Source organism: Kribbella sp. NPDC051952 (assembly GCF_040680855.1).
GTDB lineage: Bacteria > Actinomycetota > Actinomycetes > Propionibacteriales > Kribbellaceae > Kribbella.
The window spans coordinates 83,597-105,373 of the sequence record NZ_JBFAXQ010000022.1 but is presented as its reverse complement, the minus strand read 5'-3'; the positions used below and the strand labels follow the sequence as shown (position 1 = coordinate 105,373).

26 protein-coding genes are annotated in these 21,777 nt (G+C 67.5%); 11 read left to right on the top strand and 15 right to left on the bottom strand.

The window, feature by feature from the left end:
- The first annotated feature begins 28 nt into the window (after nucleotides 1–28).
- From AB0L70_RS32395 to def, 4 genes are all read left to right on the top strand, one after another.
- Nucleotides 29–367 carry a helix-turn-helix domain-containing protein gene (locus AB0L70_RS32395; RefSeq protein ID WP_363690582.1) on the top strand — a complete coding sequence of 113 codons (339 nt, stop codon included), beginning with the start codon at nucleotides 29–31 and terminating at the stop codon, nucleotides 365–367.
- Between the two features lie 51 nt (nucleotides 368–418).
- Nucleotides 419–826: an SRPBCC domain-containing protein gene (locus AB0L70_RS32390; RefSeq protein WP_363690581.1), complete on the top strand. Its 408-nt coding sequence runs from the start codon at nucleotides 419–421 to the stop codon at nucleotides 824–826.
- Nucleotides 827–894: 68 nt separating this feature from the next.
- Nucleotides 895–1,710 (top strand): LLM class F420-dependent oxidoreductase, encoded by an 816-nt coding sequence (locus tag AB0L70_RS32385; RefSeq protein ID WP_363690580.1) that lies wholly within the window; start codon nucleotides 895–897, stop codon nucleotides 1,708–1,710.
- Between the two features lie 63 nt (nucleotides 1,711–1,773).
- A complete protein-coding gene (gene def, locus AB0L70_RS32380) occupies nucleotides 1,774–2,379 on the top strand; it encodes a peptide deformylase (protein ID WP_363690579.1) in 606 nt (201 codons plus the stop codon).
- 79 nt (nucleotides 2,380–2,458) lie between these two features.
- Here the strand turns inward: def and AB0L70_RS32375 are convergent, their stop codons facing one another.
- Genes AB0L70_RS32375 through cobT form a run of 5 tightly spaced genes read right to left on the bottom strand, consistent with a single transcriptional unit; the run spans nucleotide 2,459 to nucleotide 6,574 of the window.
- Nucleotides 2,459–3,013, bottom strand: a complete 555-nt coding sequence (locus AB0L70_RS32375) for a hypothetical protein (protein WP_363690578.1) — start codon at nucleotides 3,011–3,013, stop codon at nucleotides 2,459–2,461.
- Complete coding sequence (locus AB0L70_RS32370; protein ID WP_363690577.1) at nucleotides 2,992–3,519, bottom strand: GNAT family N-acetyltransferase; 528 nt, start codon at nucleotides 3,517–3,519, stop codon at nucleotides 2,992–2,994. Before AB0L70_RS32370 ends, AB0L70_RS32375 begins: the two co-directional genes overlap by 22 nt.
- Before the next feature lie 9 nt (nucleotides 3,520–3,528).
- Nucleotides 3,529–4,332, bottom strand: a complete 804-nt coding sequence (locus AB0L70_RS32365; RefSeq protein ID WP_363690576.1) for an RNA methyltransferase — start codon at nucleotides 4,330–4,332, stop codon at nucleotides 3,529–3,531.
- Nucleotides 4,329–5,537, bottom strand: a complete 1,209-nt coding sequence (gene cobA, locus AB0L70_RS32360) for a uroporphyrinogen-III C-methyltransferase (RefSeq protein WP_363690575.1) — start codon at nucleotides 5,535–5,537, stop codon at nucleotides 4,329–4,331. Before cobA ends, AB0L70_RS32365 begins: the two co-directional genes overlap by 4 nt.
- Nucleotides 5,534–6,574: a nicotinate-nucleotide--dimethylbenzimidazole phosphoribosyltransferase gene (cobT, locus tag AB0L70_RS32355; protein WP_363690574.1), complete on the bottom strand. Its 1,041-nt coding sequence runs from the start codon at nucleotides 6,572–6,574 to the stop codon at nucleotides 5,534–5,536. The genes cobA and cobT overlap by 4 nt, the downstream gene beginning before the upstream one ends.
- Nucleotides 6,575–6,784: 210 nt before the next feature.
- On the opposite strand from cobT, the gene AB0L70_RS32350 reads away from it, so the two are divergent.
- The 3 genes from AB0L70_RS32350 (at nucleotide 6,785) to AB0L70_RS32340 (ending at nucleotide 8,777) form a co-directional block, all read left to right on the top strand.
- Complete coding sequence (locus AB0L70_RS32350; RefSeq protein ID WP_363690573.1) at nucleotides 6,785–7,315, top strand: YbhB/YbcL family Raf kinase inhibitor-like protein; 531 nt, start codon at nucleotides 6,785–6,787, stop codon at nucleotides 7,313–7,315.
- A gap of 81 nt (nucleotides 7,316–7,396) precedes the next feature.
- A complete protein-coding gene (locus tag AB0L70_RS32345) occupies nucleotides 7,397–8,251 on the top strand; it encodes a sigma-70 family RNA polymerase sigma factor (protein WP_363690572.1) in 855 nt (284 codons plus the stop codon).
- Nucleotides 8,252–8,303: 52 nt separating this feature from the next.
- Nucleotides 8,304–8,777 (top strand): carboxymuconolactone decarboxylase family protein, encoded by a 474-nt coding sequence (locus tag AB0L70_RS32340; RefSeq protein ID WP_363690571.1) that lies wholly within the window; start codon nucleotides 8,304–8,306, stop codon nucleotides 8,775–8,777.
- Here AB0L70_RS32340 and AB0L70_RS32335 read toward each other — a convergent pair.
- From AB0L70_RS32335 to AB0L70_RS32320, 4 genes are all read right to left on the bottom strand, one after another.
- Nucleotides 8,767–9,504: a methyltransferase domain-containing protein gene (locus AB0L70_RS32335; protein WP_363690570.1), complete on the bottom strand. Its 738-nt coding sequence runs from the start codon at nucleotides 9,502–9,504 to the stop codon at nucleotides 8,767–8,769. The genes AB0L70_RS32340 and AB0L70_RS32335 overlap by 11 nt on opposite strands.
- A gap of 72 nt (nucleotides 9,505–9,576) precedes the next feature.
- Complete coding sequence (locus AB0L70_RS32330; RefSeq protein ID WP_363690569.1) at nucleotides 9,577–9,960, bottom strand: hypothetical protein; 384 nt, start codon at nucleotides 9,958–9,960, stop codon at nucleotides 9,577–9,579.
- A 45-nt stretch (nucleotides 9,961–10,005) separates the two neighbouring features.
- The gene (locus AB0L70_RS32325) at nucleotides 10,006–11,232 is read right to left on the bottom strand and encodes an MFS transporter (protein WP_363690568.1); all 1,227 of its coding nucleotides are present in this window, start codon (nucleotides 11,230–11,232) and stop codon (nucleotides 10,006–10,008) included.
- Nucleotides 11,233–11,292: 60 nt separating this feature from the next.
- Nucleotides 11,293–11,895 carry a class I SAM-dependent methyltransferase gene (locus tag AB0L70_RS32320; RefSeq protein ID WP_363690567.1) on the bottom strand — a complete coding sequence of 201 codons (603 nt, stop codon included), beginning with the start codon at nucleotides 11,893–11,895 and terminating at the stop codon, nucleotides 11,293–11,295.
- A 126-nt stretch (nucleotides 11,896–12,021) separates the two neighbouring features.
- On the opposite strand from AB0L70_RS32320, the gene AB0L70_RS32315 reads away from it, so the two are divergent.
- From AB0L70_RS32315 to AB0L70_RS32305, 3 genes are all read left to right on the top strand, one after another.
- The gene (locus AB0L70_RS32315) at nucleotides 12,022–12,909 is read left to right on the top strand and encodes a GNAT family N-acetyltransferase (RefSeq protein WP_363690566.1); all 888 of its coding nucleotides are present in this window, start codon (nucleotides 12,022–12,024) and stop codon (nucleotides 12,907–12,909) included.
- 165 nt (nucleotides 12,910–13,074) lie between these two features.
- On the top strand, nucleotides 13,075–13,731 hold the full coding sequence (locus AB0L70_RS32310) for a hypothetical protein (RefSeq protein WP_363690565.1): 657 nt from the start codon (nucleotides 13,075–13,077) through the stop codon (nucleotides 13,729–13,731).
- Between the two features lie 380 nt (nucleotides 13,732–14,111).
- Entirely contained in the window at nucleotides 14,112–14,603 is a 492-nt protein-coding gene (locus tag AB0L70_RS32305; protein ID WP_363690564.1) for a GNAT family N-acetyltransferase, read from the top strand.
- Between the two features lie 182 nt (nucleotides 14,604–14,785).
- Here AB0L70_RS32305 and AB0L70_RS32300 read toward each other — a convergent pair whose 3' ends face one another.
- Complete coding sequence (locus AB0L70_RS32300) at nucleotides 14,786–16,756, bottom strand: HNH endonuclease signature motif containing protein (RefSeq protein WP_363690563.1); 1,971 nt, start codon at nucleotides 16,754–16,756, stop codon at nucleotides 14,786–14,788.
- A gap of 225 nt (nucleotides 16,757–16,981) precedes the next feature.
- Entirely contained in the window at nucleotides 16,982–17,458 is a 477-nt protein-coding gene (locus AB0L70_RS32295; RefSeq protein WP_363690607.1) for an ATP-binding protein, read from the bottom strand.
- A gap of 103 nt (nucleotides 17,459–17,561) precedes the next feature.
- On the opposite strand from AB0L70_RS32295, the gene AB0L70_RS32290 reads away from it, so the two are divergent.
- On the top strand, nucleotides 17,562–18,191 hold the full coding sequence (locus tag AB0L70_RS32290) for a class I SAM-dependent methyltransferase (protein ID WP_363690562.1): 630 nt from the start codon (nucleotides 17,562–17,564) through the stop codon (nucleotides 18,189–18,191).
- Between the two features lie 28 nt (nucleotides 18,192–18,219).
- On the opposite strand, the gene AB0L70_RS32285 is transcribed toward AB0L70_RS32290, so the two are convergent.
- The 4 genes from AB0L70_RS32285 to AB0L70_RS32270 form a co-directional block, all read right to left on the bottom strand.
- The gene (locus tag AB0L70_RS32285) at nucleotides 18,220–19,365 is read right to left on the bottom strand and encodes a CU044_5270 family protein (RefSeq protein ID WP_363690561.1); all 1,146 of its coding nucleotides are present in this window, start codon (nucleotides 19,363–19,365) and stop codon (nucleotides 18,220–18,222) included.
- Nucleotides 19,362–19,880: an RNA polymerase sigma factor gene (locus AB0L70_RS32280; RefSeq protein ID WP_363690560.1), complete on the bottom strand. Its 519-nt coding sequence runs from the start codon at nucleotides 19,878–19,880 to the stop codon at nucleotides 19,362–19,364. The genes AB0L70_RS32285 and AB0L70_RS32280 overlap by 4 nt, the downstream gene beginning before the upstream one ends.
- Nucleotides 19,881–20,106: 226 nt before the next feature.
- The gene (locus AB0L70_RS32275) at nucleotides 20,107–20,883 is read right to left on the bottom strand and encodes a maleylpyruvate isomerase family mycothiol-dependent enzyme (RefSeq protein ID WP_363690559.1); all 777 of its coding nucleotides are present in this window, start codon (nucleotides 20,881–20,883) and stop codon (nucleotides 20,107–20,109) included.
- A 66-nt stretch (nucleotides 20,884–20,949) separates the two neighbouring features.
- Nucleotides 20,950–21,504: a dihydrofolate reductase family protein gene (locus AB0L70_RS32270; protein WP_363690558.1), complete on the bottom strand. Its 555-nt coding sequence runs from the start codon at nucleotides 21,502–21,504 to the stop codon at nucleotides 20,950–20,952.
- Between the last annotated feature and the right edge of the window lie 273 nt (nucleotides 21,505–21,777).

The following is a 21,777-nucleotide window of genomic DNA, read 5'->3' as shown; positions in this document are numbered from 1 at the left end:
TACCTAACGGCCCAGGCAGAATGGACCCGTGGAGCCGAGATTCTTCGCCGACTGCCAGGCCCGCGTCGCCATCGACGTGATCGGCGGCCGCTGGCAGATGGTCGTCCTCTATTCGCTCGCCCACGGCCCCGCCCGCCCGGGCGAGCTCCGTGAGCAGATCGGCGGCATCAGCCAGAAGGTCCTCACCGAGACGCTCCGCCGGCTCGAACACAACGGCCTGGTACGACGTGATCGCTACGCCGAGGCCCCACCCAGGGTCGAATACTCGCTGACCACGGCCGGTGAAGGACTCCTCGTCCCGCTCCGGGCCCTCGGCGACTGGGCGGCCGAGTACGCCGACCAGATCCCGACCGGAAAGATTCCGTAAACGGGGTGCGCGACAGTACTGGAGTCAGCCCGATTCCAGGAGGTCCAGCTCATGTTCACGCTCACCCAGGCCATCGACGCACCGCCCACCGAGGTCTCCCGCGCCTTCACCGAGCCGGAGCCGTTCGCGGCGTGGTTCGTCGCCGACGGGTTCACCACGCCGAGTGACCGGGTCAGCATCGACGCCCGTACCGACGGCCAGATCTCAGCCGTCTTCGTCGGCGCGGGTGACGTCGAGGTGCCGTTCACCGTCCGCTTCGGCGAGTTCGACCTCCCGCGCGGCGTCGTCCTGCGCTTCGACGAGCCGGCCGAGGAGATCACGATCAAGTTCGAGGACCTCGGCGACGGCCGGACCCGGCTCGACTACCGCAGCGAGGGCCTGCCCGCCGACCACGAACCGGTCACCAAGTCCGGCGTCGCCCATATGCTCGGCGAAATGGCGTCGTACTTCACCCGCTAGCCCCCGTGGCCGGTCCAGCACCCGGCCCGATCCGGAGGGGCCTCCGCAACGTGGCTAGGATCTCCTCCATGACATCTTCCGAATCCACCGAGCGCCCCTACGCTGCCTTCCCGGTACGGATCGGCCTCCAGGTCCAGCCCCAGCACGCCCAGTACGCCGACATCCGGCGGACGGTCGCGGCGGCCGAGGAGATCGGCGTGGACACGATCTTCAACTGGGATCACTTCTACCCTCTCAGCGGTGAGCCCGAGGGCCTGCACTTCGAGTGCTGGACCATGCTGGCCGCCTGGGCCGAGGCGACCGAGCGGGTCGAGATCGGTGCCCTGGTCACCTGTAACTCCTACCGCAACCCCGACCTGCTGGCCGACATGGCCCGCACGGTCGACCACATCTCGGACGGCCGGCTGATCTTCGGCATCGGTTCCGGCTGGTTCGAGAAGGACTACGACGAGTACGGCTACGAGTTCGGCACCGCGGGCGGCCGGCTGGACGCCCTCGGCGAGGCCCTGCCGCGGATCGAGCGCCGCTGGGAGAAGCTGAACCCGAAGCCGACCCGGGACATCCCGGTGCTGATCGGCGGCGGCGGCGAGAAGAAGACGCTGAAGCTGGTCGCGAAGCACGCGAACATCTGGCACGGCTTCGGTGACGCCGAGACGATCGCGCACAAGCACGCCGTACTGGACGAGCACTGCAAGACGATCGGCCGCGACCCGGGCGAGATCGAGCGCTCGGTCGCCGTCGGCGACAAGAGCCCCGAGCAGGTCGGCAAGTCGCTGCTCGACGTCGGCACCCGGCTCTTCACCGTCCACTCCTCCGGCCCGGACTACGACCTCGGTCTGCTCCGCGAGTGGGTCAGCTGGCGGGACGAGATCAACGCGAAGTAGGACCGTACGGCGGGGTGACGGTCCCTGGGCCGTCACCCCGCCGGTCCGGCTAGGATTTCCGCCATGTCTACGTTGCCTTCGAACGGTTCGGTGCGGCCTATCACCCGGTGGGGTGAGGACGTGATGCATCGGGTCAACAAGCCCGTGACCGACTTCGGGGACGAGCTGCAGACGCTGGTCGCCGACATGGTCGCGACGATGAACGCGGCCGAGGGCGTCGGCCTGGCCGCGAACCAGGTCGGTGTGGACCTGCAGCTGTTCGTCTTCGACTGCCCGGACAAGGACGGCAACCGGGTCCAGGGCGTCGTCTGCAACCCGCAGATCGAGCTCCCGGAAGGCAAGGACCGGCACCTGGACGAGGGTGACGAGGGCTGTCTGTCCCTCCCCGGCGCGTTCACCAAGTGCGCCCGCCCCGACTTCGCCCGCGTCACCGGCGTCGACCAGCACGGCGAGCCCGTCGCCTTCGAGGGCAACGGCCTGCTCGCCCGCTGCCTCCAGCACGAGACCGACCACACCCAGGGCACGGTCTTCGGCGACCGCATCTCCCGCAAGTACCGCAAGCGCCTGTTCGGCGAGGCCGAGGAACTGGCCCCCGACTACCCGGACGACTGGCCGGTCTCCCCGATGGTCGAGCACGAGGACGAGCACGAGGACACCCCCGCGACCTGACGGTCTACCAGCGGACCGACTACCAGCGGACCGACTACCAGCGGACCGACTACCAGCGGACGGGCTACCAGCGGACGGGCTACCAGCGCGCCTTCTCGAGGTCGGCAAGGATCGTCTCGACGGTCTGCTCCGGGGTCTGACCGGTGGTGTCGAGCCACAGACCCCGGCGCGGGATGTCCTCCAGCCCGGCCTGCAACGCCCGTACGCCGTCCTCCAGCGAGTCTCCCCAGTCCCGGTAGGAGTTGTTGCCGCCGCGCCCGATCTCCCGTTCGACGATCGACTCCACGGACGGGATAAGGACCACAAGGTATGGCGTGATGTCGTGCAACCGGCTGAACCAGCGTTCGACGTGCCCACCGAGGATGATGTCGCTGCAGACGAAGTCGAACCCGGCGTCCGCGTAGTGCTGCGCTACCAGCGCGGTCGCGTCGTACCGCAGCTCCAATTGGCGCACAGCCTCCGCCGACGGCTCCGGCGTCATGACCTCGGCTCCCGCGACGACGCCGACGTAGAACACGTCCCCGTCGAGGGTGGCCGCCGGTGGGCCGAGGCGCGCGGCCAGGAGCGGCGCGATCGTCGATTTCCCGGCTGCCTGCATGCCGGTGACCAGGATTACTTTCGGGCTGCGTTCCATGCCTCCGCCGTGAGTCGGTAGATGGTGGCGTCGAACGGAACGCCGTCCTCCTCCAGCACCGTCTCCTGGTCGAAGCTCATCCCGAGCCGGCGCATGACCGCGATGCTACGGGCGTTGGGCGTATCGGTCACCGAGATTACGTGCGGCAGCCCCATCGCGGTGAACCCGTGCTCCAGCCAGGACGCCGCGGCCTCGGTCGCGTACCCATGACCCCAGTACTCCCGGGCCAGTCGCCAGCCGATCTCGAAGTCCGGGAACCACGGCGTGTGCTGCAACCCGCACGCGCCAAGGAACGCCCCGTCGGCTCGACGCTCGATCGCCAGGAACCCGGTGCCGTCCTTGGCATACCGCTCGTTCACCCCTTCGGCGATCTCGTCCGCCTGCTCGCGACTCAGCAGTTGCTCACCGAGGTACTTCATCACCTCGGGATCCGTGTTGAGCGCGGCCCACGGCTCCAGGTCCTCTTCGCGGAACGGGCGCAGCAGCAGGCGTTCCGTCGTACGCATGGGTCCCCCTCAGCGTCGGGTCGCGTAGAACGCGACTGCTGCCGACGATGCCACGTTCAGGGAGTCGACGCCGCCCGCCATCGGAATCCGCACGGTCAGGTCGGCCTTTTCGAGCACGTGCGGCTTGAGCCCGTGCCCCTCGGTCCCGAAGATCAACGCCAGCCGGTCATCACGGCGCGCGGCAAGGTCGTCGAGCGTGATCGAGTCGTCGGTGAGCGCGAACGCGGCAGCCGTGAACCCGTTGTCCTGCAGTACGGCGAGATCCCCGGGCCAGCTCTCCAGCCGGGTCCACGGCACCTGGAAGACCGTGCCCATCGAGACCTTGATCGAACGCCGGTACAGCGGATCCGCACACGTCGGCGTCACGAGCACCAGCTCCACGCCCATCGCGGCCGCCGCCCGGAACCCAGCTCCAACGTTGGTGTGATCCACGATGTCGTCGAAGATCGCGATACGACTGATGTTCTCCGTCAGCAACTCGCCCAGTGGCACCGCAGGACGGCGGCGGTAGGACGCCAGCGCACCACGGTGGACATGGAACCCGGTGACCTGCTCGGCCAGCTCCTCGGAGACGACGTACACCGGGGTGTCGGGCCACTTCTCCAGCACGTCCTGCAGCGAGTCCAGCCAGCGCGGCGCGAGCAGGAACGAGCGTGGTTCATACCCGGCATCCGCGGCGCGACGGATCACCTTGTCGCCCTCGGCAATGAACAGCCCGTGCTCTTCCTCCAGCAACCGCCGGAGATTCACCTCCCGCAACTGCACGTAGTCCGCGAGGCGTGGATCCGCCGGATCCTCCAACGGGACCTTCATCGTGCCTGCGCAGCCACGTCGACCACGTTGCCGATGACAACGATCGCGGGAGCACCGACACCGGCCTCGGCCATCGTGGACGCGATACCGGCCAGGTCCGACGTCACCATCCGCTGCCCCGGAAGGGTGCCGTCGGCAATCGCCGCGGCCGGAGTCGTCGCCGGCCGACCGGCCCCGATCAGGCGCTCGGTGATGGCCGGCAGGTTCTCGACCGCCATCAACAGCACCAGCGTCCCGTGCAACTGCGCCAGCGCGTCCCAGTTGATCAAGGAGTCCGGATGCGACGGCGGGATATGCCCTGACACCACGGTGAATTCATGCGTCACGCCGCGATGCGTGACCGGGATCCCGGACACCGCCGGCACCGAGATCGAGCTCGTGATCCCCGGCACCACCGTCCACGGGACACCGGCCTCGGCGCAGGCGAGCGCCTCCTCGAAGCCTCGGCCGAACACGTACGGGTCGCCGCCCTTCAGCCGTACGACGACCTTCCCCTGCCGCCCGCGATCAACCAGGATCCGGTTGATCTCCTCCTGCTGCGCGGCCCGCCCCCGCGGCAGCTTGGCCGCGTCGAACAGCTCGACGTCGGGGTGCAGCTCATCCAGCAACGGCTGCGGTGCGAGCCGGTCCGCCACCACCACGTCCGCCTCGGCCAGCAACCGCCGCCCGCGAACCGTGATCAGGTCCGGATCGCCGGGTCCACCACCGACGAGGTACACGCCCGGGCGCTTCTCGACCTCCCGGGCGCCCAACTCCCCCGTCCGCAGCCCTTCCAGGATCGCGTCCCGGACCGCGGCCGAACGCCGGTGATCGCCGCCACCGAGGACGCCGATCGTCACGTTGTCGTGCTGCCCGGACGCGGGGGTCCACGCGGTCGCGCGCGCACGATCGTCTGACCGGACGCAGAAGATCCGCCGCTCCTCGGCCTCCGCCGAGACCTGGTCGTTCACCGCGGCATCGTCGGTCGCGACCACGACGTACCAGGCGCGATCGAGATCGCCGTCCTCGTAGCCGCGCTCGAACCAGGTCAGCGACGGGTTGGCGAGGAGGCCCTCGATCGTCGGAGTGATCGAGGGTGAGATCAGGTCGATCTGGGCGCCGGACTCGAGCAGCCGGGGCAGGCGGCGCTGAGCGACTCCCCCGCCGCCGACGACGACCACGCGCCGGCCGTCGAGGACGAGTCCGGACAGGTACTGACTTGTCACGAGTCGATCCCGGCCGACTCGAAGGTCGCCATCTCGGCGAGCGCCCGGACCGCACAGGTCAGGATCGGATACGCGAGTACCGCCCCCGTCCCCTCGCCCAGGCGGAGGTCGAGGTCGACCAGGGGCTGGAGGCCGAGGGTCTTGAGCGCGATCGCGTGTCCCGGCTCGGCGGAACGGTGGCCGGCGACGCAGTAGTCCATCACCGCCGGGTGGAACGCCTGCGCGACCAGGGCGGCCGCTCCCGCGATCACGCCGTCCAGGATTACTGGCACCTTGTTGGCTGCCCCGCCGAGGATGTACCCGGCCAGGGCCGCGTGTTCGAGGCCGCCGTACGCCTGGAGCGCCTTCAGCGGGTCCGAAGCCGGTACGTCGTGCAGCGCGAGAGCGGACCGTACGATCGCGGTCTTGTGGGCCAGGGTCGCGTCGTCGATGCCGGTGCCGCGGCCGGTAACGGCGTCCGCGGTAGAGCCGGTGAACGTGGCGATCAGGGCGGCGCTCGCAGTCGTGTTCGCGATCCCCATGTCGCCCGTGAGGAGGCAGCGGTAGCCGTCGGCGACCAGCGTGTCGGCGAGATTGAAGCCGACCGCGATCGCCGCGCGGGCCTCGTCCTCGGTGAGCGCGGGCTCGGTCGACAGGTCGCGCGTACCGGGGCGCACCTTCGCGTGGACGATGTCCAGCTCGTCGACCGGCGTGGCCACCCCGACGTCGACGACGCGGACGTCGACGCGGTTGTTGGTCGCGAACGCGTTGACCGCGGCACCGCCGGCGGCGAAGTTCGCCAGCATCGCGGCAGTCACCTCCTGCGGCCAGGGCGACACGCCCTGCGCGTGTACGCCGTGATCGGCGGCGAACACCGTGACCACAGCCGGCGCGGGCACCGCAGGCGGACAGGTGCCGGTCATCCCGGCGACCCGGACGGACAGCTCCTCCAGTACGCCGAGGGAACCGGCCGGTTTCGTCAGCCCGGCCTGCCGTTCGGTCGCGGCGCGCATCGCCACCTCGTCCGCCGGCCCGATCCGGTCCAGGTACTCCTCCACCGCGCTCCTCCAAGTCCGTTCGCGATCCTGCCTGCGGATCGACTGCCTGGCGATCCACTGCCTGACGATCCACTGCCCGAGGATCCACTGCCTGACGATCCACTGCCCGACGATCTTCGCATCCCCTGACCCCTGCCCCGGGACGGATCCGGTTCCGGTGGACAGTAATGTCGGAATCACCACACGTCGCGAGATCCCGGAGGATCACAGATGTCGCTCGATCGACCCGTCGCCCCGGACCCGTACGAATTGCTCCCGAAGGCGGGTTCCTTCACCGTCACCAGCTCGGATGTCGCCGACGGCGAGCAGCTGTCCGACGACCACGCCTTCGCCGGCGGGAACCAGTCCCCGCAGCTGAGCTGGTCCGGCTTCCCCGCCGAGACCAAGGCGTTCGTCGTGACCTGCTTCGACCCGGACGCGCCGGTGCCCTCGGGCTTCTGGCACTGGGTCCTGGTCAACCTCCCGGCCACCGTCACCGAGCTCCCCGCCAACGCGGGCGCGACCGACCGCCTCGAGAACGGCGCCTTCCACGTCCGCAACGACTTCGGCACCAAGAACTTCGGTGGCGCCGCCCCGCCGGCGGGTGACCAGGTCCACCGGTACTACTTCGTCGTCCACGCCATCGACGTAGAGGCCCTGGATGTGGATGCCGACGCCACCCCGGCGGTCGTCAGCTTCAACCTGGCGTTCCACACGCTGGCCCGCGCGATCATCACCCCGACCTACCAGGTCGCGGAGTAGTCCTCCCCGTGTCGTCCAGTTACCTTTCCCCATCGGCGCTCGTCATGGTCATGACGGTGAATGGTCGAGGGAGGTAACTGGATGACCACGGATGACGGGTTGGCTCGCGCTTTCGAGGATCAGCGGGAGCGGCTGGTGTCGGTGGCCTACCGGATGCTCGGATCCCGGGCTGATGCGGAGGACGCCGTACAAGAGGCCTGGTTGCGGCTCGCGCGGCAGGATGCGGGCGCCATCGACAACCTCTCCGGCTGGCTGACGACCGTGGTCGGCCGCGTGTGCATCGACGTACTGCGGTCCCGCAAAACCCGGCCGGAGGCGTCGTACGACGACCAACTGCCTGACCTCGTGATCCTCGAGGACGGTCCCGAGGAGGACGCCGTACTCGCGGAATCCGTCGGCCTAGCGCTGCTGGTGGTGCTCGACACACTCGGGCCGAGTGAGCGGCTGGCGTTCGTACTGCATGACATGTTTGCCGTGCCGTTCGCGGAGATCGGCCAGATCATCGGCAAGTCCGCGGACGCGACCAAGATGCTCGCCAGCCGTGCCCGGCGGAAGGTCCAAGGCACCGACCGGCCGGCGGACGAACCGCAAAAGCGGGCCGTTGTCGACGCCTTCCTGGCTGCCGCCCGGAGCGGGGACTTCGAGGAACTGCTCCGGTTGCTCGACCCCGAGGTGACCTGGCACTCGCACACCCGCCGCGGCCTCGTCGTCAGGCAGGGCGCGGAAGAGATCGCGACCACGGCCCTGCGCGGCGCTCGCTCCTCGGTGGACATGCGCGCGGCGGTAGTGAACGGTCTGCCAGGTGTCGCGACGTACGCCGCGAACGGGCGGCTGGTCGGGGTCATGGCATGCACGGTGGTGGACGGCCGGATCGTCGCGGTCGAGTCCACCAGCGACCCCGAGCGGCTGGCGGCGATGGGCGCTGTTACGTCTTGAGGATTCTTCTCGTCCAAGTAGGTGAAAGCCTCAACCGACGAAGGAGATTCTGATGGATGCCAGGCTCAACCCGTTCGCTACGGAGTTCGGCCCGAAGTTCGGGAAGCAACTGGTACTGGCCGACAAGGCGATCGCCGGCTCGGAGTTGCCAACGGCAACGGCCGAGCTGATCAGGATTCGTGCGAGCCAGATCAACGGCTGCGGTGGTTGCCTCGACATGCACGTCAAGGAGGCGGCGCACGCCGGTGAGAGCGCCGTACGACTCAGTCTGGTCGCGGCGTGGCGCGAGACAACGGTCTTCACCGAGGCCGAGCGGGCTGCGCTGGAACTCACCGAGGAAGGCACCCGGTTGGCCGACTCCCGCGGCATCACCGACGATGTCTGGGCGCGCGCCGCCAAGCACTACGACGACGAGCAACTGATGGCTATCGTCTCGCTGATCGCCCTCATCAACGCGTTCAACCGGCTGATGGTGATGACGCAGCAGCGCGGCGGCGACTACCAGGTCGGGCAGCTCAGTCTTTGATTGCCGTGATGATCCAGGCTCGGGAGTCGAACCAGACTCCGTCCGGCTGCTCGCGTTCAGCCAGTACGGCGAGCAGCCGGTCAAAGGCACGGTCATCCGCATCGCCGGCCATACCCAGCCCGCGGATCGCATCGGAAGCTGTTTGGGCGTCCGCACCGTAGTAGACCGGCTCGCGCACCTCGGTCAGTTCCATGTCGATGAAGCCCGCTGCGGTGAGCAGACCTTGCGCCGTCGCCGGATCCGCGAGCGAGAATGCGCCGCCCTCGATGGGATCCGGGGGTGCGCCGGTGAGCGCTTCGCGGATGACCGTCACCCATTCCTGGTACTTCGACTCCTGCCAGACCAGCTGCACCAGCCGCGCGCCCGGACGCAACGCTCGCGCGATGTTGCTGAACGCAACTTCTGGGTCGCCGAAGAACATCGTCCCGAAGCGACTCACGCCCAACGAGAACTCCCCCGCTGGGAACGGATGGGTCTGGACGTCGGCCTGCTCGAACCGGGCGTTCGGCACGTCCTTACTCAGCTGCCGGGCGGTCGCGATCATCTCCACGGAGACATCAACGCCGACCGCGCTGCCACGGACAGCCCGCCCAGCTGCCTCGCGAGTGGTGAGACCGGTACCGCAACCGACGTCGAGCACCTGATCATCAGGCCTAACAGCCATCGCCGCGACCAGCTGCTGGTGATACCGGCTCAACTCAGCGTCGTAATCGAAGGCGTTGTCCACGTCACCGACGCTAGGGCACCCGGCGGTTGGTGAAAAGCAACAATCACCGATCAAGCCCATCGCCAACCACGATCACCCCTCCGGCAACTCACCGGTCTGAGCCCATTTCGTGATCTTGTAGGCCAGGCTGTCCGGAGGTGGCGGGTCGCCGCTCAACTCGCTCGACGTCATCTTGGGCACGCGCTGGAACCGGACGACCTGACCGTCTCGACGGTAGATCTCGAGGAAGGCCCCCAGCGGTCTGTAGTCGAAGCGCGCGTGATCCACGTCCTGCCTCGCCAACCGCGCGCTTTTGAACAGCCCTCTGATCAGCAACTCGTCCTTGGTGAAGCGCACCTCGTCAAGGATCGCCGCGAACAACGGGATCATGGCAACCGGCACGGCCAGCCAGAACCCGGCATCGATGAATCCAGCAACCACCGCGGCGAGCGGCGGAATGCACAGCAAGACCCGCACCAGCCAGTGACTTCGAAAACTACGAACCTCCACCCACTCATCCTGTCACTCCGTGGCGGGGGTCGGAACTCGTTGCCAGGCGAGGGCGAGGAGAACGGCCGCCACAGTGCCGACCAACCCGAACCAGCCAACGGCATTCACGGCATCGGTCCGGTCCGCCAGTAGGCCGGCGAACAAGGGGCTGACCCCCGTCGCGGTGGTCAACCCGCTGTTCGACATCCCGATCGCCTGCCCGCGCCGCTCGTCCGGGAGCATCATCGTCATCGACGTCGTCGTCTGCATCACCACGACCGTCCCGAACGCACCCGCCAGTACGAACATCACGATCGACACCGCCAGCCCGGGCCGCAACAAACAGACCGCCACCGGCACCGCCGACGCGATCGACAACGGCCCGAGCAGGCCGGACCGCTTCTCCTCCGGCACGAACTTGCTGAACAAGAACGCGCCAACCACACTGCCGAACGGATCCGCAGCCAGAATCAACCCGACCACCACGGACCCGCCTCCGAAGACAGCGGCGTACGGCGCAGCCATCCCCTCGTACACCGCGACGAGAGCCATCAACCACAACATCAGGACCAGCGTCCGCATCCCACGATCCGCGAACAGCAGCCCCCACGACTCACCCGCCGACGCCCGCCAAGACCGTCGTACGCCGGTGTGTTCGAAGGCCGCTCGATCCGCGGCCGGACGGGCCGTCAGCCGGATCCGGATCAGGATCGCGGAGCCGAAGAAGGTGAGTGCGTCGAGCGCGAGTACGACGTACGGATTGAACAGCGCGATCAGCAGACCACCACCCGCGAACCCGGCCATCTGCGCGGACTGGATCGTGATGCTGCGGATCGCCATCCCGGTCGCGAACCGCTCCTTGCCGAGCACGTCCGGCAGCACCGCGAGCTGCGCCGACTTGAACACCGGCTGCAGCAACGACACGATCCCGACCAGCACACACAACGACCAGAACGGCATCACCGGCAACGCGACCAGCAGGATCAGACAGCCGCGCAACACATCGACCGCGAAGATCAACTCCCGCCGAGGGAACCGATCCGCCAGCCCGGTCAGGAAGATCCCACCGAGCAACGACGGTACGAACGTCAACGCATACGTCAGCCCGGTCAGCGCCGCCGAGCCCGTGTCGTTGAACACCAGCACCGACAACGCAACCCGGGCCAACTGATCCCCGGCCACCGACTGCAGTTCCGCCAGCCACATCGCCCGGAACTCAGCGACCCGAAAGACCTCCCGATACCCCACCCCAGCAGCCATAAAGCGGACCATAGGCACCCACAGGTCCGCGGGCAGAACTATTCGAGCGAGGTCGAACCTTCAGCGCGTAATGGTCGCCAGCCAGGCCGATGCACCATCCTCGTGGAAGCGCGTCTCGACTCTCGTCGACTCGATCGCGGTGATACTCCAGCCGTCCGCGAACGCTGCTGTCAGCTCGTCCTTGGCGACAGGATGCGGTCCGACATCGGGCCCTTCGTCACTGAAGCAGAGCACGTAGAGAGTCCCGCCGGGTGCGACGACGCTCGCCAAACTGTCGACGTACGGCCGCCGCTCATCGATCCCGAACGTATGAAACAACGCGCTGTCCAGCACCGTGTCGAACGTCCGGCCCAGCTTCTCGAGCTGCAACGCGTCGGCGTACGCAAACTCGACGGTGAGCCCCAGCTCCTCAGCCTTCACCCGAGCCCTGGCCAGTGCCGTCTCCGCAACGTCCACGCCAAGGACCGACAACCCCAACGAGGCAAGGTGCAGCGCGTTGTCCCCACTCCCACACCCCGCATCAAGCACAGCCCCCGTGAACCCACCTGCTGCCGCCAGCCGCACAACCGCCGACTGAGGCTCCCCCACCTCCCAAGGCGCCGGCCCATCCGCGTACGACGCATCCCAAGGCACCCCGGTCATCCGCTCATGACTAGTAGGCACGCGCCCACCAAAGGGGTCTCTAGCTGACTCCGCCACGTTCTCTCCTTCCCCAGGCGCCCATCGTTACTCCGGACGGCACGCCTTGGCTACAGCATCCTGCCGTGCGAAAGAGGGCAGAATCGACCGATGGAGATGCTGACGACTCGGCGACTCGAACTGGCGCCATACGAACTGGCTCGTGATCTCGACGCCTTGCACGAGATGTTCGCCGACGAGGAATGGGCACGGGGTGGGTACTCGACACCGAGCCGCAGCGTGGCTGAGACCGTCGATCGGCTGGAGCAGGAGTACGGGGACAACGGTGGGTGGACCTGGGTGCTGCGCCTTCGGCCTGACGATGCCGCCATCGGTTTGATCGGGGTCTTCTCCGACCAGGGCACCACGGTCCGCGGGCTGAGCTGGTACCTCCACCGCGACCACTGGGGCGCCGGTCTCATGAGCGAAGCGGCCCGGGCGGTGGTCGATCACCTCCTGGCTCAACCCGCCATCACCGGCGTCGAAGCCTGGATCGATTCGCGCAACGTCCGCTCGATCGGAGTCGCCCGCCACGCCGGCCTCGACCTCGTCGGCCGCCTCCCCCGAACCCATCCCGGCGAGATCGCCCAATCAGTCATCATGGCCTGCGCCGCGAACCCGGTGGACCCGACGACGTTCGCGATTCATCCCGTCCTCCGCGTCCGCGACGTACCGACAACCGTCGAACTCCTGCGCGATCTGCTCGGACTACATCTCGCCTTCCAACTGGGCGACCCCGAGCCCACCTTCGCCCGCCTCGACCTCACCCCCTGGAGCGGCGGCAGCGGCCTCGACCTGCAACACACAACCGCCGACATCACCCCAACAACCCTCACCCTCGAAGTCGGCACCCTCGTCGACCCCCTGTACGCCGCAGCCCTCTCCGCCGGCCTAACCAACTCCACCCCGCCGACCGACACCCCCTGGTACCGCCGAACCACCACCCTCGTCCTATCGGACGGCCACCACCTCACCATCTCAGGCCCCCTGCCGCAGTAACGCAGTCGTCGGTGCCAGCCAGCTCCAAGCAACGGCCGTCGGCCGCGCCAGCCAGCTCCAAGCAACGGCCGTCGGCCGTGCCAGCCAGCTCCAAGCAACGACTGTCGGTCGTGCCAGCTAGCCTCAGGCAACGACTGTCGGTCGTGCCAGCTAGCTTCAGGAGACATGGATGCTCCGTGGACCATGGCGCTGGCAACCGTCGCCGAGCGGCTGAACGGCAGTCGCATTGAGTGGATGCTCCTCGGCAGCGCGGCAACCGCGCTCCATGGTGCTGCCATCGTCCCAGGCGATATCGACATCGCCATCCGCGCAGCCGACGACGTAGCCCGAGCCGCGACCGTCCTACCGACGCCAGAGCTGGCTGAGCCGAGCTCGGCGGTAGTGCAGGACGCCACAGCCAGCCCTTCACTGTGGTTCAGCACAACGACGCAACCGACACTCCAGTTCGGCGACGCCGGCGAACGCTGGACCTTCGGGCGATGGATCGTTGGCAGCGTCAAGGTCGAACTGGCGCACATCGACGCACCCGCCGTAGCCACCTTGATGATCGAGACCCGCGCACCCCTCGTCTGGCACGAGCGCGAAACCCTGACCTGCCACGGACAACCCATCCCAACCGTCCCGATCGAGGTCCAACTCGCCACCATGATCTCCCGGCGCCAGGACGCCCGCATCGACGCAACCATCACCGCCATCGACCCAACCCAACTCAACCTGCCGCTCCTGCACCGCGCGATCGCCGACAAACAATCAGAGTTCCCCAACATGACAGTCCCCGACTCACTACAACACCTCCTGAGCAGGTCGAGACACGGGAGGTGACACTCATGCAATGGCGCCGCGCGACCCCCACAGACGCAGTCCTGCTGGCCGACCTAGCGAGCACAACGTCGGGAACCGCGTTCAGCCCGGCCTCGGATTTCCTACCGCTCCTGGCACGTCGAGATCGCCGATCCGGGCCTGGCCACGGAGGCTGCAGTAGCCGTCCTTCGACCTGCCAGTGGTCATAGTCGCGGTACGGCGCATGGTGGACCCGCGACGACTCGACCCTCGACCGGTTCGCCGAGATCAGTCGCCTCATCCAACTGGCGAACTCGACGCCCGGCCTGAGCATCCTGCAGATCGCCCTATCTACTGAGCGGTCAGCCGACGCAGATCAGCTCCGTGCCTTGGGGTTCGACCGCGCCTTCCCTTTGTGGACGATGGTTCACGACAACAAGACCTGGCCTCGTGTTCAACCAGACCTGCCAGCCCCGCTGCGCTACGGCCGCTGGTCCGACGAGGTGCTGTCCGAGTTCCAGACGGCGTACGAACAGGCCTACCGCGACCAACGCCCCGTTGAACCACACACCGCAGAAGCCTGGGAGCGCCTGACCGCTTCCGACTCGTTCGCCACCGATCTCGCCACCCTGGCAGTAGCTCCTGATGGCCAAGTCGCAGGATTCGCTCTCGGCTTCATCCAGGACCACGGCGGAATCGAACTAGGCCCGATCGGCACCATCCCGGCTTGGCGCACGCGCGGCATCTCCTCTGCCCTGTTGGCATCGGTCCTCCTGCTCTGCCGCGAGACCCGATCAGGCCCCATCACCCTGACCGTCGACGGCGAAAGCCCGACCCGCGCCCAGCACCTCTACCTGCTACACGGATTCCAGGTCACCCAGCGCCTCACCACCCACCAACTGCGGCTGCCCTAAGAACTGTGCAGGCAAGTCCCGAGGGTCGTCCGCCGATTTCACGCGTACGGCGCCTGGTAGGCCCGCGACAGCTCGGCCCTCGACCGGTTCAGCGAGATAGGCGCCCGCCGGTGCCCGTGCCAGTACTGGCGCTCCGGGTAGGCGCGCGGCGCGTGCCCGCACCCCGGAATCCCGCGCCGCTGTCAGAACGGAGGAGGCTCGAGGTAGGCAGCCTGCTCGCTAGGAGGCATCGGTAGGGCACCGCGAGGGTGGCGCTTGGCTGCGTCATTCCCGACCGCCTCATTCCCGGCTGGGTGACTTCCGGCTGCGTGGTTCCCGGCTGTGCGGGGTTCCGCGGTGTGGGTTCTTGCTATGTGGGGTTTCGGCGTAGGGGTTGGTTCGGTGGATGGTGGTTGGGTGAGGGGGCCGCGGGCGGGTGGCACGGTGGTGTAGCGGTGGCCGGTGGGGGTGGTGAGGGTGATGGAGCCGTCGGGGTGGCTGGTGGTGGTCCAGCCCCAGGCGGGGGTGTCTTTGATGACGTGGTGGTATTCGCAGTACGGCGCCAATCCGGTAAGGCTCGTGGTGCCGGTGCGGGCGAAGGGTGTCGTGTGGTCGCGGTCGCAGTCTCGCGAGGTTCGGTTGCAGCCGGGCCAGGCACACACGGGGTGGCGAGCGAGCAGCGTCTCGGTGACCAGGACTCCGGGGTCATGGCGGGTGGTGGAGGCTTCGAGGACTGTGCCATTGGTGGGATCGGTGAGTAGCCGTCGCCAGGTGCCGTCAGCCGCGATGCGTCGTGCCATGTCGGCAGGGATCGGGCCGTAGCCGGTCAGCTCGGCCGGATCGTCGTCGAGGCCGAGCAGGGTGGACGCGGGTACTACGACTTCGATGTGGGGGCGGCGCCGATGCTGATCCGGCAACCGCCTGCCGAGCCAGTCCAGACCGTTGTGCAGGATCTGCTCGAACAGATCCGCGGCCACATCCGCCCGCCGCTGCTCGACACTGCGCCCGTCCCGACCCACCGCCTCCTCGCCACCACCACCATGCGCACCGCCAACGTCGTGTTCAGCACCGTCACCACTCACAACATCTGCACCTTTGGAAGCAGTGCTGCATCCACTGGACCAGGCCTGCGTCGCGGAGTCGCCGCCGATCGAGCCGACGTCGCGTGGCCCCGCGCTGGAGACGGGTCCGACAATGTCCTGTTCCCGGTTGACCGGGGCCGGCAAGCGTGTGGTGGGGTTGGCGGCTTCGGCGTTGGCGGTGGTGAGGGCGGTCGTAGGGTTCATGGGTGTGGGGGTGTTGCGTTTGGCGAGGGTGGCCATGGCTTGGATGACGACCCACATCTGCTGGATCTTGTCGGAGGTGTGAACCACCCATAGGCCTGCCATACCGTCGGCCAGCGGGACGATCTTGCAGGTCCGCTCAGCTACGGCCGCACGATGCGCCTCGGCCGCCTCATGGATCGTGTGCTTGGCGACCTGACGGCGCAGCGATACCAGCAGGTTCTTGTGGGTCTGTTTCGCGGCACGCTTCAGCACATGCGCCTCGACAGCTTGCGCCGCCTCGTCGGACAGGTTGCTGGTCGCTTCGGAAATCGCCAGGGCCTTGCCCCAGGTCAGCGCCCCACACTTCAGGCCCGTGTACGTCGCCGACAATGTCGATGTCAGCCGCAATGCGGTCTCGACCCGCGGACCGACCGTGTTCGGCGACAGGCCCAGCGCCAAACCGATCTCGCCGTACCAGGACCGCTCGGGATCGATCGGGCGGCCTGACGAGTCCAGCTGGGTCGGGCGAGGCGACTCGCTATGCTCCGCCCGGCGCTGCCGGTAGAACGACGCCATCGCACTTGCTTTGATCGATTCCGCCCAACCACACAGGCGATTGGCCGCCTTCATCAGTTCGATCAGCGCCATCGGCGACATCGCCTGCGGCCGCGTCCCCTCCAACGCAGACGCCAGTGCACCACCAGGCGGCAGGAGCACCCAGTCCGGCGCCGCCTGACGCAGCATCTCCCGCTCCGCCGCGTCCTGCTCGACACCGTCCCACAACTCCCACTCGAGCCCATCAACGCGCGACACCCGATCCCGGCCCAGCAGCGCATCCAGCTCGGCATCCCACACATCTTGCTCACTCACGAACCGCGGGCCAGCGAGATCGCCAGGTTCCTCCGGCATATCAAGACCATCAGGAATGCCGAACTCCTCCGACACCGCACGATCATCCGACCAGGTGGAGTCACCGCATCGGCAATGTACGCGAGATTGCGAGGCCGGCGTGGCGGTGTCGGCGACGGCTGAACGACCACCACCACGCTCACTGACCAAGATCTCTCGCATGCACTAATATTAGAACACTTGTTCGATCAGGCCAAATCGACCAACCGGCCAACGTACAAGCACTCAGATCGTCAAGTGCTGCAGGTCGTCCGCGGAGTTCACTCGTACAGCGTTCTCGTCGGGTTGGGGTGGTTCGAAGTCGGCGAGGTGTTGATCGAGTACGGCGTCCGTGACGTCACGGCGGTGTGGATCCGCCTGGTTGGCGGCTCGTCGGCGACGGACGGTTGCGTGGTCCACATCGACGTAGATCAAGGTGAATCGAGCCCCCGCCGCCGCGGCCAGCGAACGCCAACCGTCGCGCAGGAAACGAGGTGAACTGGTGTCGTCAACAATCACCGACGTACCCGACGCAAGGAGCCCACGCACCTCATCCGAGGCGAGCTCATGGGTCCGGACCCACTCCTCGACCGGGATCCCGTCCCCACCCCACAACCCACGGCGTTCATTGATCTCGTCGAGACTCACGACCGTCGCACCCAACCGCGAGGCCAACACGCGCGCCACCGTGCTCTTCCCAGAGAACGACGTCCCACACAACACAACCAGCCTGATCACCAACGCATCCAACCGAACCACCCCCGCGGATGCAAGGCACAGGGAAACCCGTTGCCCGGCGCATCATCTCGCCGTAGCGTCGGCGGGCATGACAGCGGACGATCCGAAACAGATGGTCCGGCGCGGCTACGACGTACTGTCCACCAGGTACGACGAAGCAACCGGCGCGGACACCAAGTACCGAAGCTGGATCGACGAGCTGACCGCACGACTCGAGCCAGGTAGTCGCGTACTCGACGTCGGCTGCGGCAGCGGTGTCCCGATCGCCCGCGAACTCACCGCCGCCGGCCACCACGTCACCGGCGTCGACATCAGCGAGGTGCAGATCCAACGTGCGCGTGAACTCGTCCCGGCCGCCGAGTTCATCCGCGCCGACGCAACCACACTGGACTTCCCGCCCGAGTCCTTCGACGCGGTTGTCTCCCTCTACGCCCTGATCCACATCCCGCTGAACGAGCAACAGGACCTGCTCAAGAACATCGCCACGTGGCTCAAACCAGGCGGTTGGTTCCTCTGCACCACCGGCCACGGTGAATGGACCGGCACCGACGACAACTGGTTGGACGGCGGAGTCCCCATGTGGTGGAGCCACACCGACGCCACCACCAACAAAACTTGGCTAACCCAAGCCGGCCTGACCGTCACCCACCAATCCTTCATCCCCGAAGCCTCCACCGGCCACACCCTCTTCTGGACCCAACGCCCACCCAACCGCTGAACCCCGGCTCAGAACCGAGCGGCACGGCCTACTTGGTGGGCGGTCGGGTTGGGGTTATCTGGGTGGTTACTGAGTTTGAGTAGTAGGTGTCGCCCGGTTTTAGCGCCTTGTCCGGGTGGCCGTTGGCGTTGGTTTTGCCGGGACCGTCCTGGGTGACGACGATTCGGTCGCCAATGTACTGACCGTTCGCGGCGGAGATGATGATGTCGTGACGGTATCCGTTGTTGGCCAGGCCGATAGCGCGGCCGCGGCGGCCGTCGAGGGTGACGACGTCCTGCAGGAGCTGGATGCCCGGGATCTTGCGGGCGGCTTGGTACAGGGCTGCGCGGAGGTCGGCCGGGACGATTCCGGTGCTCAGCGCGGACGCGAGGTTCGCGAAGGCCCTTTGGTCGGGGGCGAGGCCTCCCATTCCCATCCCGGTGTCGTTCCGCAGCGAGGCGAGCAACGCGTCCGGGTCCCGTGGCTGGCGGGCGAGGAACTGCGGCGTCGCGACCATCCAGCTGGGTTTGCACAGGAACGGCGCAATCCGGCGCTCAGCCCCGGGAGCCGCGCTGATCGTCATGTCCCCGCAGGTCGTGCGGAAGATCTTCGGCTTCGCGACCTCGAACAGATCGGGAGCCTGCGTATGCGCGGCAACCCGGGCGGCCGGCGTCTCGAAGTCCACCTTGTAGTTCCGGATGTACCTGGTCACGTACTGGCTGTTGTCCACAGACGGGATCCATTTGTCGGACCGGCTGTACGTCGTCGCCCGCAGCTCCGGCGTGGTTCCGAACGGCGCGATGCTCGACCTCTGAACCGTGATCTGGCGGAACTGCCCGGGCGGAATCGGAGCATCCGGGTTGGCGCTGAGTTGGGCGGACGCGTTGGCAAGGAAGGTGCCGGCGTCGGCGACCGCACCGGGCACCTGACCGCTGTCGCGACCGATCACGTCAGCGACGAGGAGCCCACCGGCCAGCGTCAGCGCAAGCCCTCCAGCGAGGACCAGGCGCGATCTAGCGACTGGACGACGTACGGGCGCCGGATCCACCGGACGGCTGGCAAGGCGACGTACGGGCGCAAGCCGACGGCGGACAGGCGTGGGACTCAGCAGCCGCTCACGAGCCGCGGCCAGGACAGCGGGATCGGGGTCTTGTACGTCGTCGCGCACGCGCTTGAGCAGGTCGATCTCGGTCATGACAGGGTCTCCTGGAAGTCGGGTCCGAGGGCGGAGCGAAGGGCTCGACGCGCTCGGTGCAGGCGGGACCGCACGGTCCCGATGGGTAGGTCCAGTGCCGCAGCGATCTCGGCGTAGCTGAGGTCTTCCCAGGCGTAGAGCAGCAGTACGTCGCGCTCCGCCTGGCGCAATCCGGCCAGTACGCCGGTCAGCGCCCGCGACGCCGACTCCGCATCGATCCGCGCCGCGACCCCCGTGGACAGCGAGTCGTCGTGCCGATCGAGACCGGCCGGTTCCGCCCGGGAGTAGGCGCGGTACTGACGCACTTCGTCGCGCCGCCGCCGGTGTATCAGGTTGGTCGCGATCCCGTAGAGCCACGGCAGTGCGCTCTCGGACGTACCGGCGTACCGATGCCTGCGTTCGAATGCGATCAGGAACGTCTGGCCGAGCAGGTCGTCGGCCTCGGTACGGCCTAGCCGCCGGGCGACGTAGCGGTGGATGGTGACGGCGTACTGATCGAACAAGCGCGCAAACACCTCGCGCGCATCCCCACCCAGCGCTCTCTCGGGCCTAATCTCCGGCGAGTCTCTGGCCTGTTCCGTCGATCCGAGCGGCTCCGACAAGACAGCGGCGGGTGGGGCGGGGCCGGCCGGCACGGAGTCAACCGTGACGGGCTCGGCGTCGACGCGTAGAGGATGCATACCCGTTTCTGCCCGGTCGCCCGAATCCAGTTCCCGACCCCGCTCCCCCTCCGCACCACGGTCAGTCGGTGACCCAGTCCATGTGCTCGATCCAGTGCTCGAACAGGGCCCGATCTCCGAGCACTTCCAGGTTGGCAGCCTCGCTCAGCGGGCCGCGCCTGGTGAGCACGAGCAGTAGCTCGGCGCCCGGGCCGCGTACGGCGACGTCCGCCTTGGTGTGCGTCCGCTCGAGGACGACCTTGTCCGGCTCCCGGCGTGCCAGCCACTCCCCGGGCGCGTCGGTCGTGTGGAAGTGCAGGGTCTGGCCGTCGCCACGCATCGCCTCGGCGAAGTCCGGCCTGTTCTCCCAGTAACCGGCGGACGTCATGGTGTCGAGCCAGTCCTCGATGGCTGCGACGGCGGGCTCGGGCGCGAGCTTGTACGGCGTACCGGTGGCCGCAGCTGCGTCGGCGCTGTGCACACAAGCCTCGCCGAGCAGGCGACGTGACCAGAACTGCACGCCCGCTTCGGCGCCGGACGGATCCCATACTGGCGTGTCCTCGGAGACCGATTCGAAGGCCTGCTTCGCCTCAGCCGCTCCGGCGATCAGCCAGGCGCGCCACTCGGCCGAATCGGTCGGACCCTTGGCTTGCCGGGCGAAGGCCTGGCTCGGATCGGTCATCCGCTCGCCCACGAGCATCGTCACCATGCGCTGGGTCGCACCGACATGGTCGACAAGATCAAGGAGCGTCCACTTCGGGCAAGTCGGTACCGGGGCAGACGCGTCCTTGCCGTCCACCCAATCGGCGAACGTGTTCGTCTGTTCGACAACCGCGTTCAAATACGCGGACGTGTCCATCGTCGTACCTCCATATGCGTCACTGATGCCTGGTGAAGAAGGTAACCGTTCCATAGGCCAGATCCCTCAAGCCTCGGCCGGCCGGTAGCGTAGCCAGACCACACCGGATCTGAATGGCGTCGCCGCGACCAGCTGGAGGCGGATGGGTCCGACGCCGTCGAGGATCCGCGGACCGGACGGCCACAGGTGCGGATTCACCCAGAACCAGAACTCGTCGACCAGGCCCTCCTGCGCCAAGGTGTCGGCCAGCTCCCCGCATCCGGAGATGATCAGGTTGCCCGGGTGCGACTTCTTGAGCTCGGGGATGGCCTGTACGACGTCGCCCTCGATCAGGGTGGCGTTCCATTCCAGGGACCCGGTCAGCGTCCGCGAGGCGACGTACTTCGGCATGCCGTTGATGCGCTCCGCGTAGTGGCCCATCAGCGGATCCTCGGCGAGGCTCGGCCAGACGGCCGCCAGCCCCTCGTACGTCTTCCGGCCGAGCAGCAGCGCATCAGCCAGGATCAGCTGCTCGAGCCCGGCGTCACCACTGTCGGCGTCGAACTCCAGCCAGTGCTCAGGCGTAGGCGCCTCGAAGGCCCCGTTGACGGTGATCTGGTTATGAACAATCACTTTTCCCATACCCAAAACGCTAAAAGCCGCCCTACCACCCCCGCATCGGTAGAACGACTGGCGCTAACCCACCACGCACGCCGATCTCAGGCAGCATCCGCAGGATGACGTTGAGATCTGGTCGACGTGATCACACCGGGCGGAGCACAGTCTGTCCCAGGAGCGCCCTGGGGATATCCCCGCGAGTTGCCGCTTCTCCCCCGCTCACACCACCAGACAACCGACATCACCAAGGGATATCCCCCCAAGTGCCCTCCGCCGTGGTGACGCCGGTGGAGATGG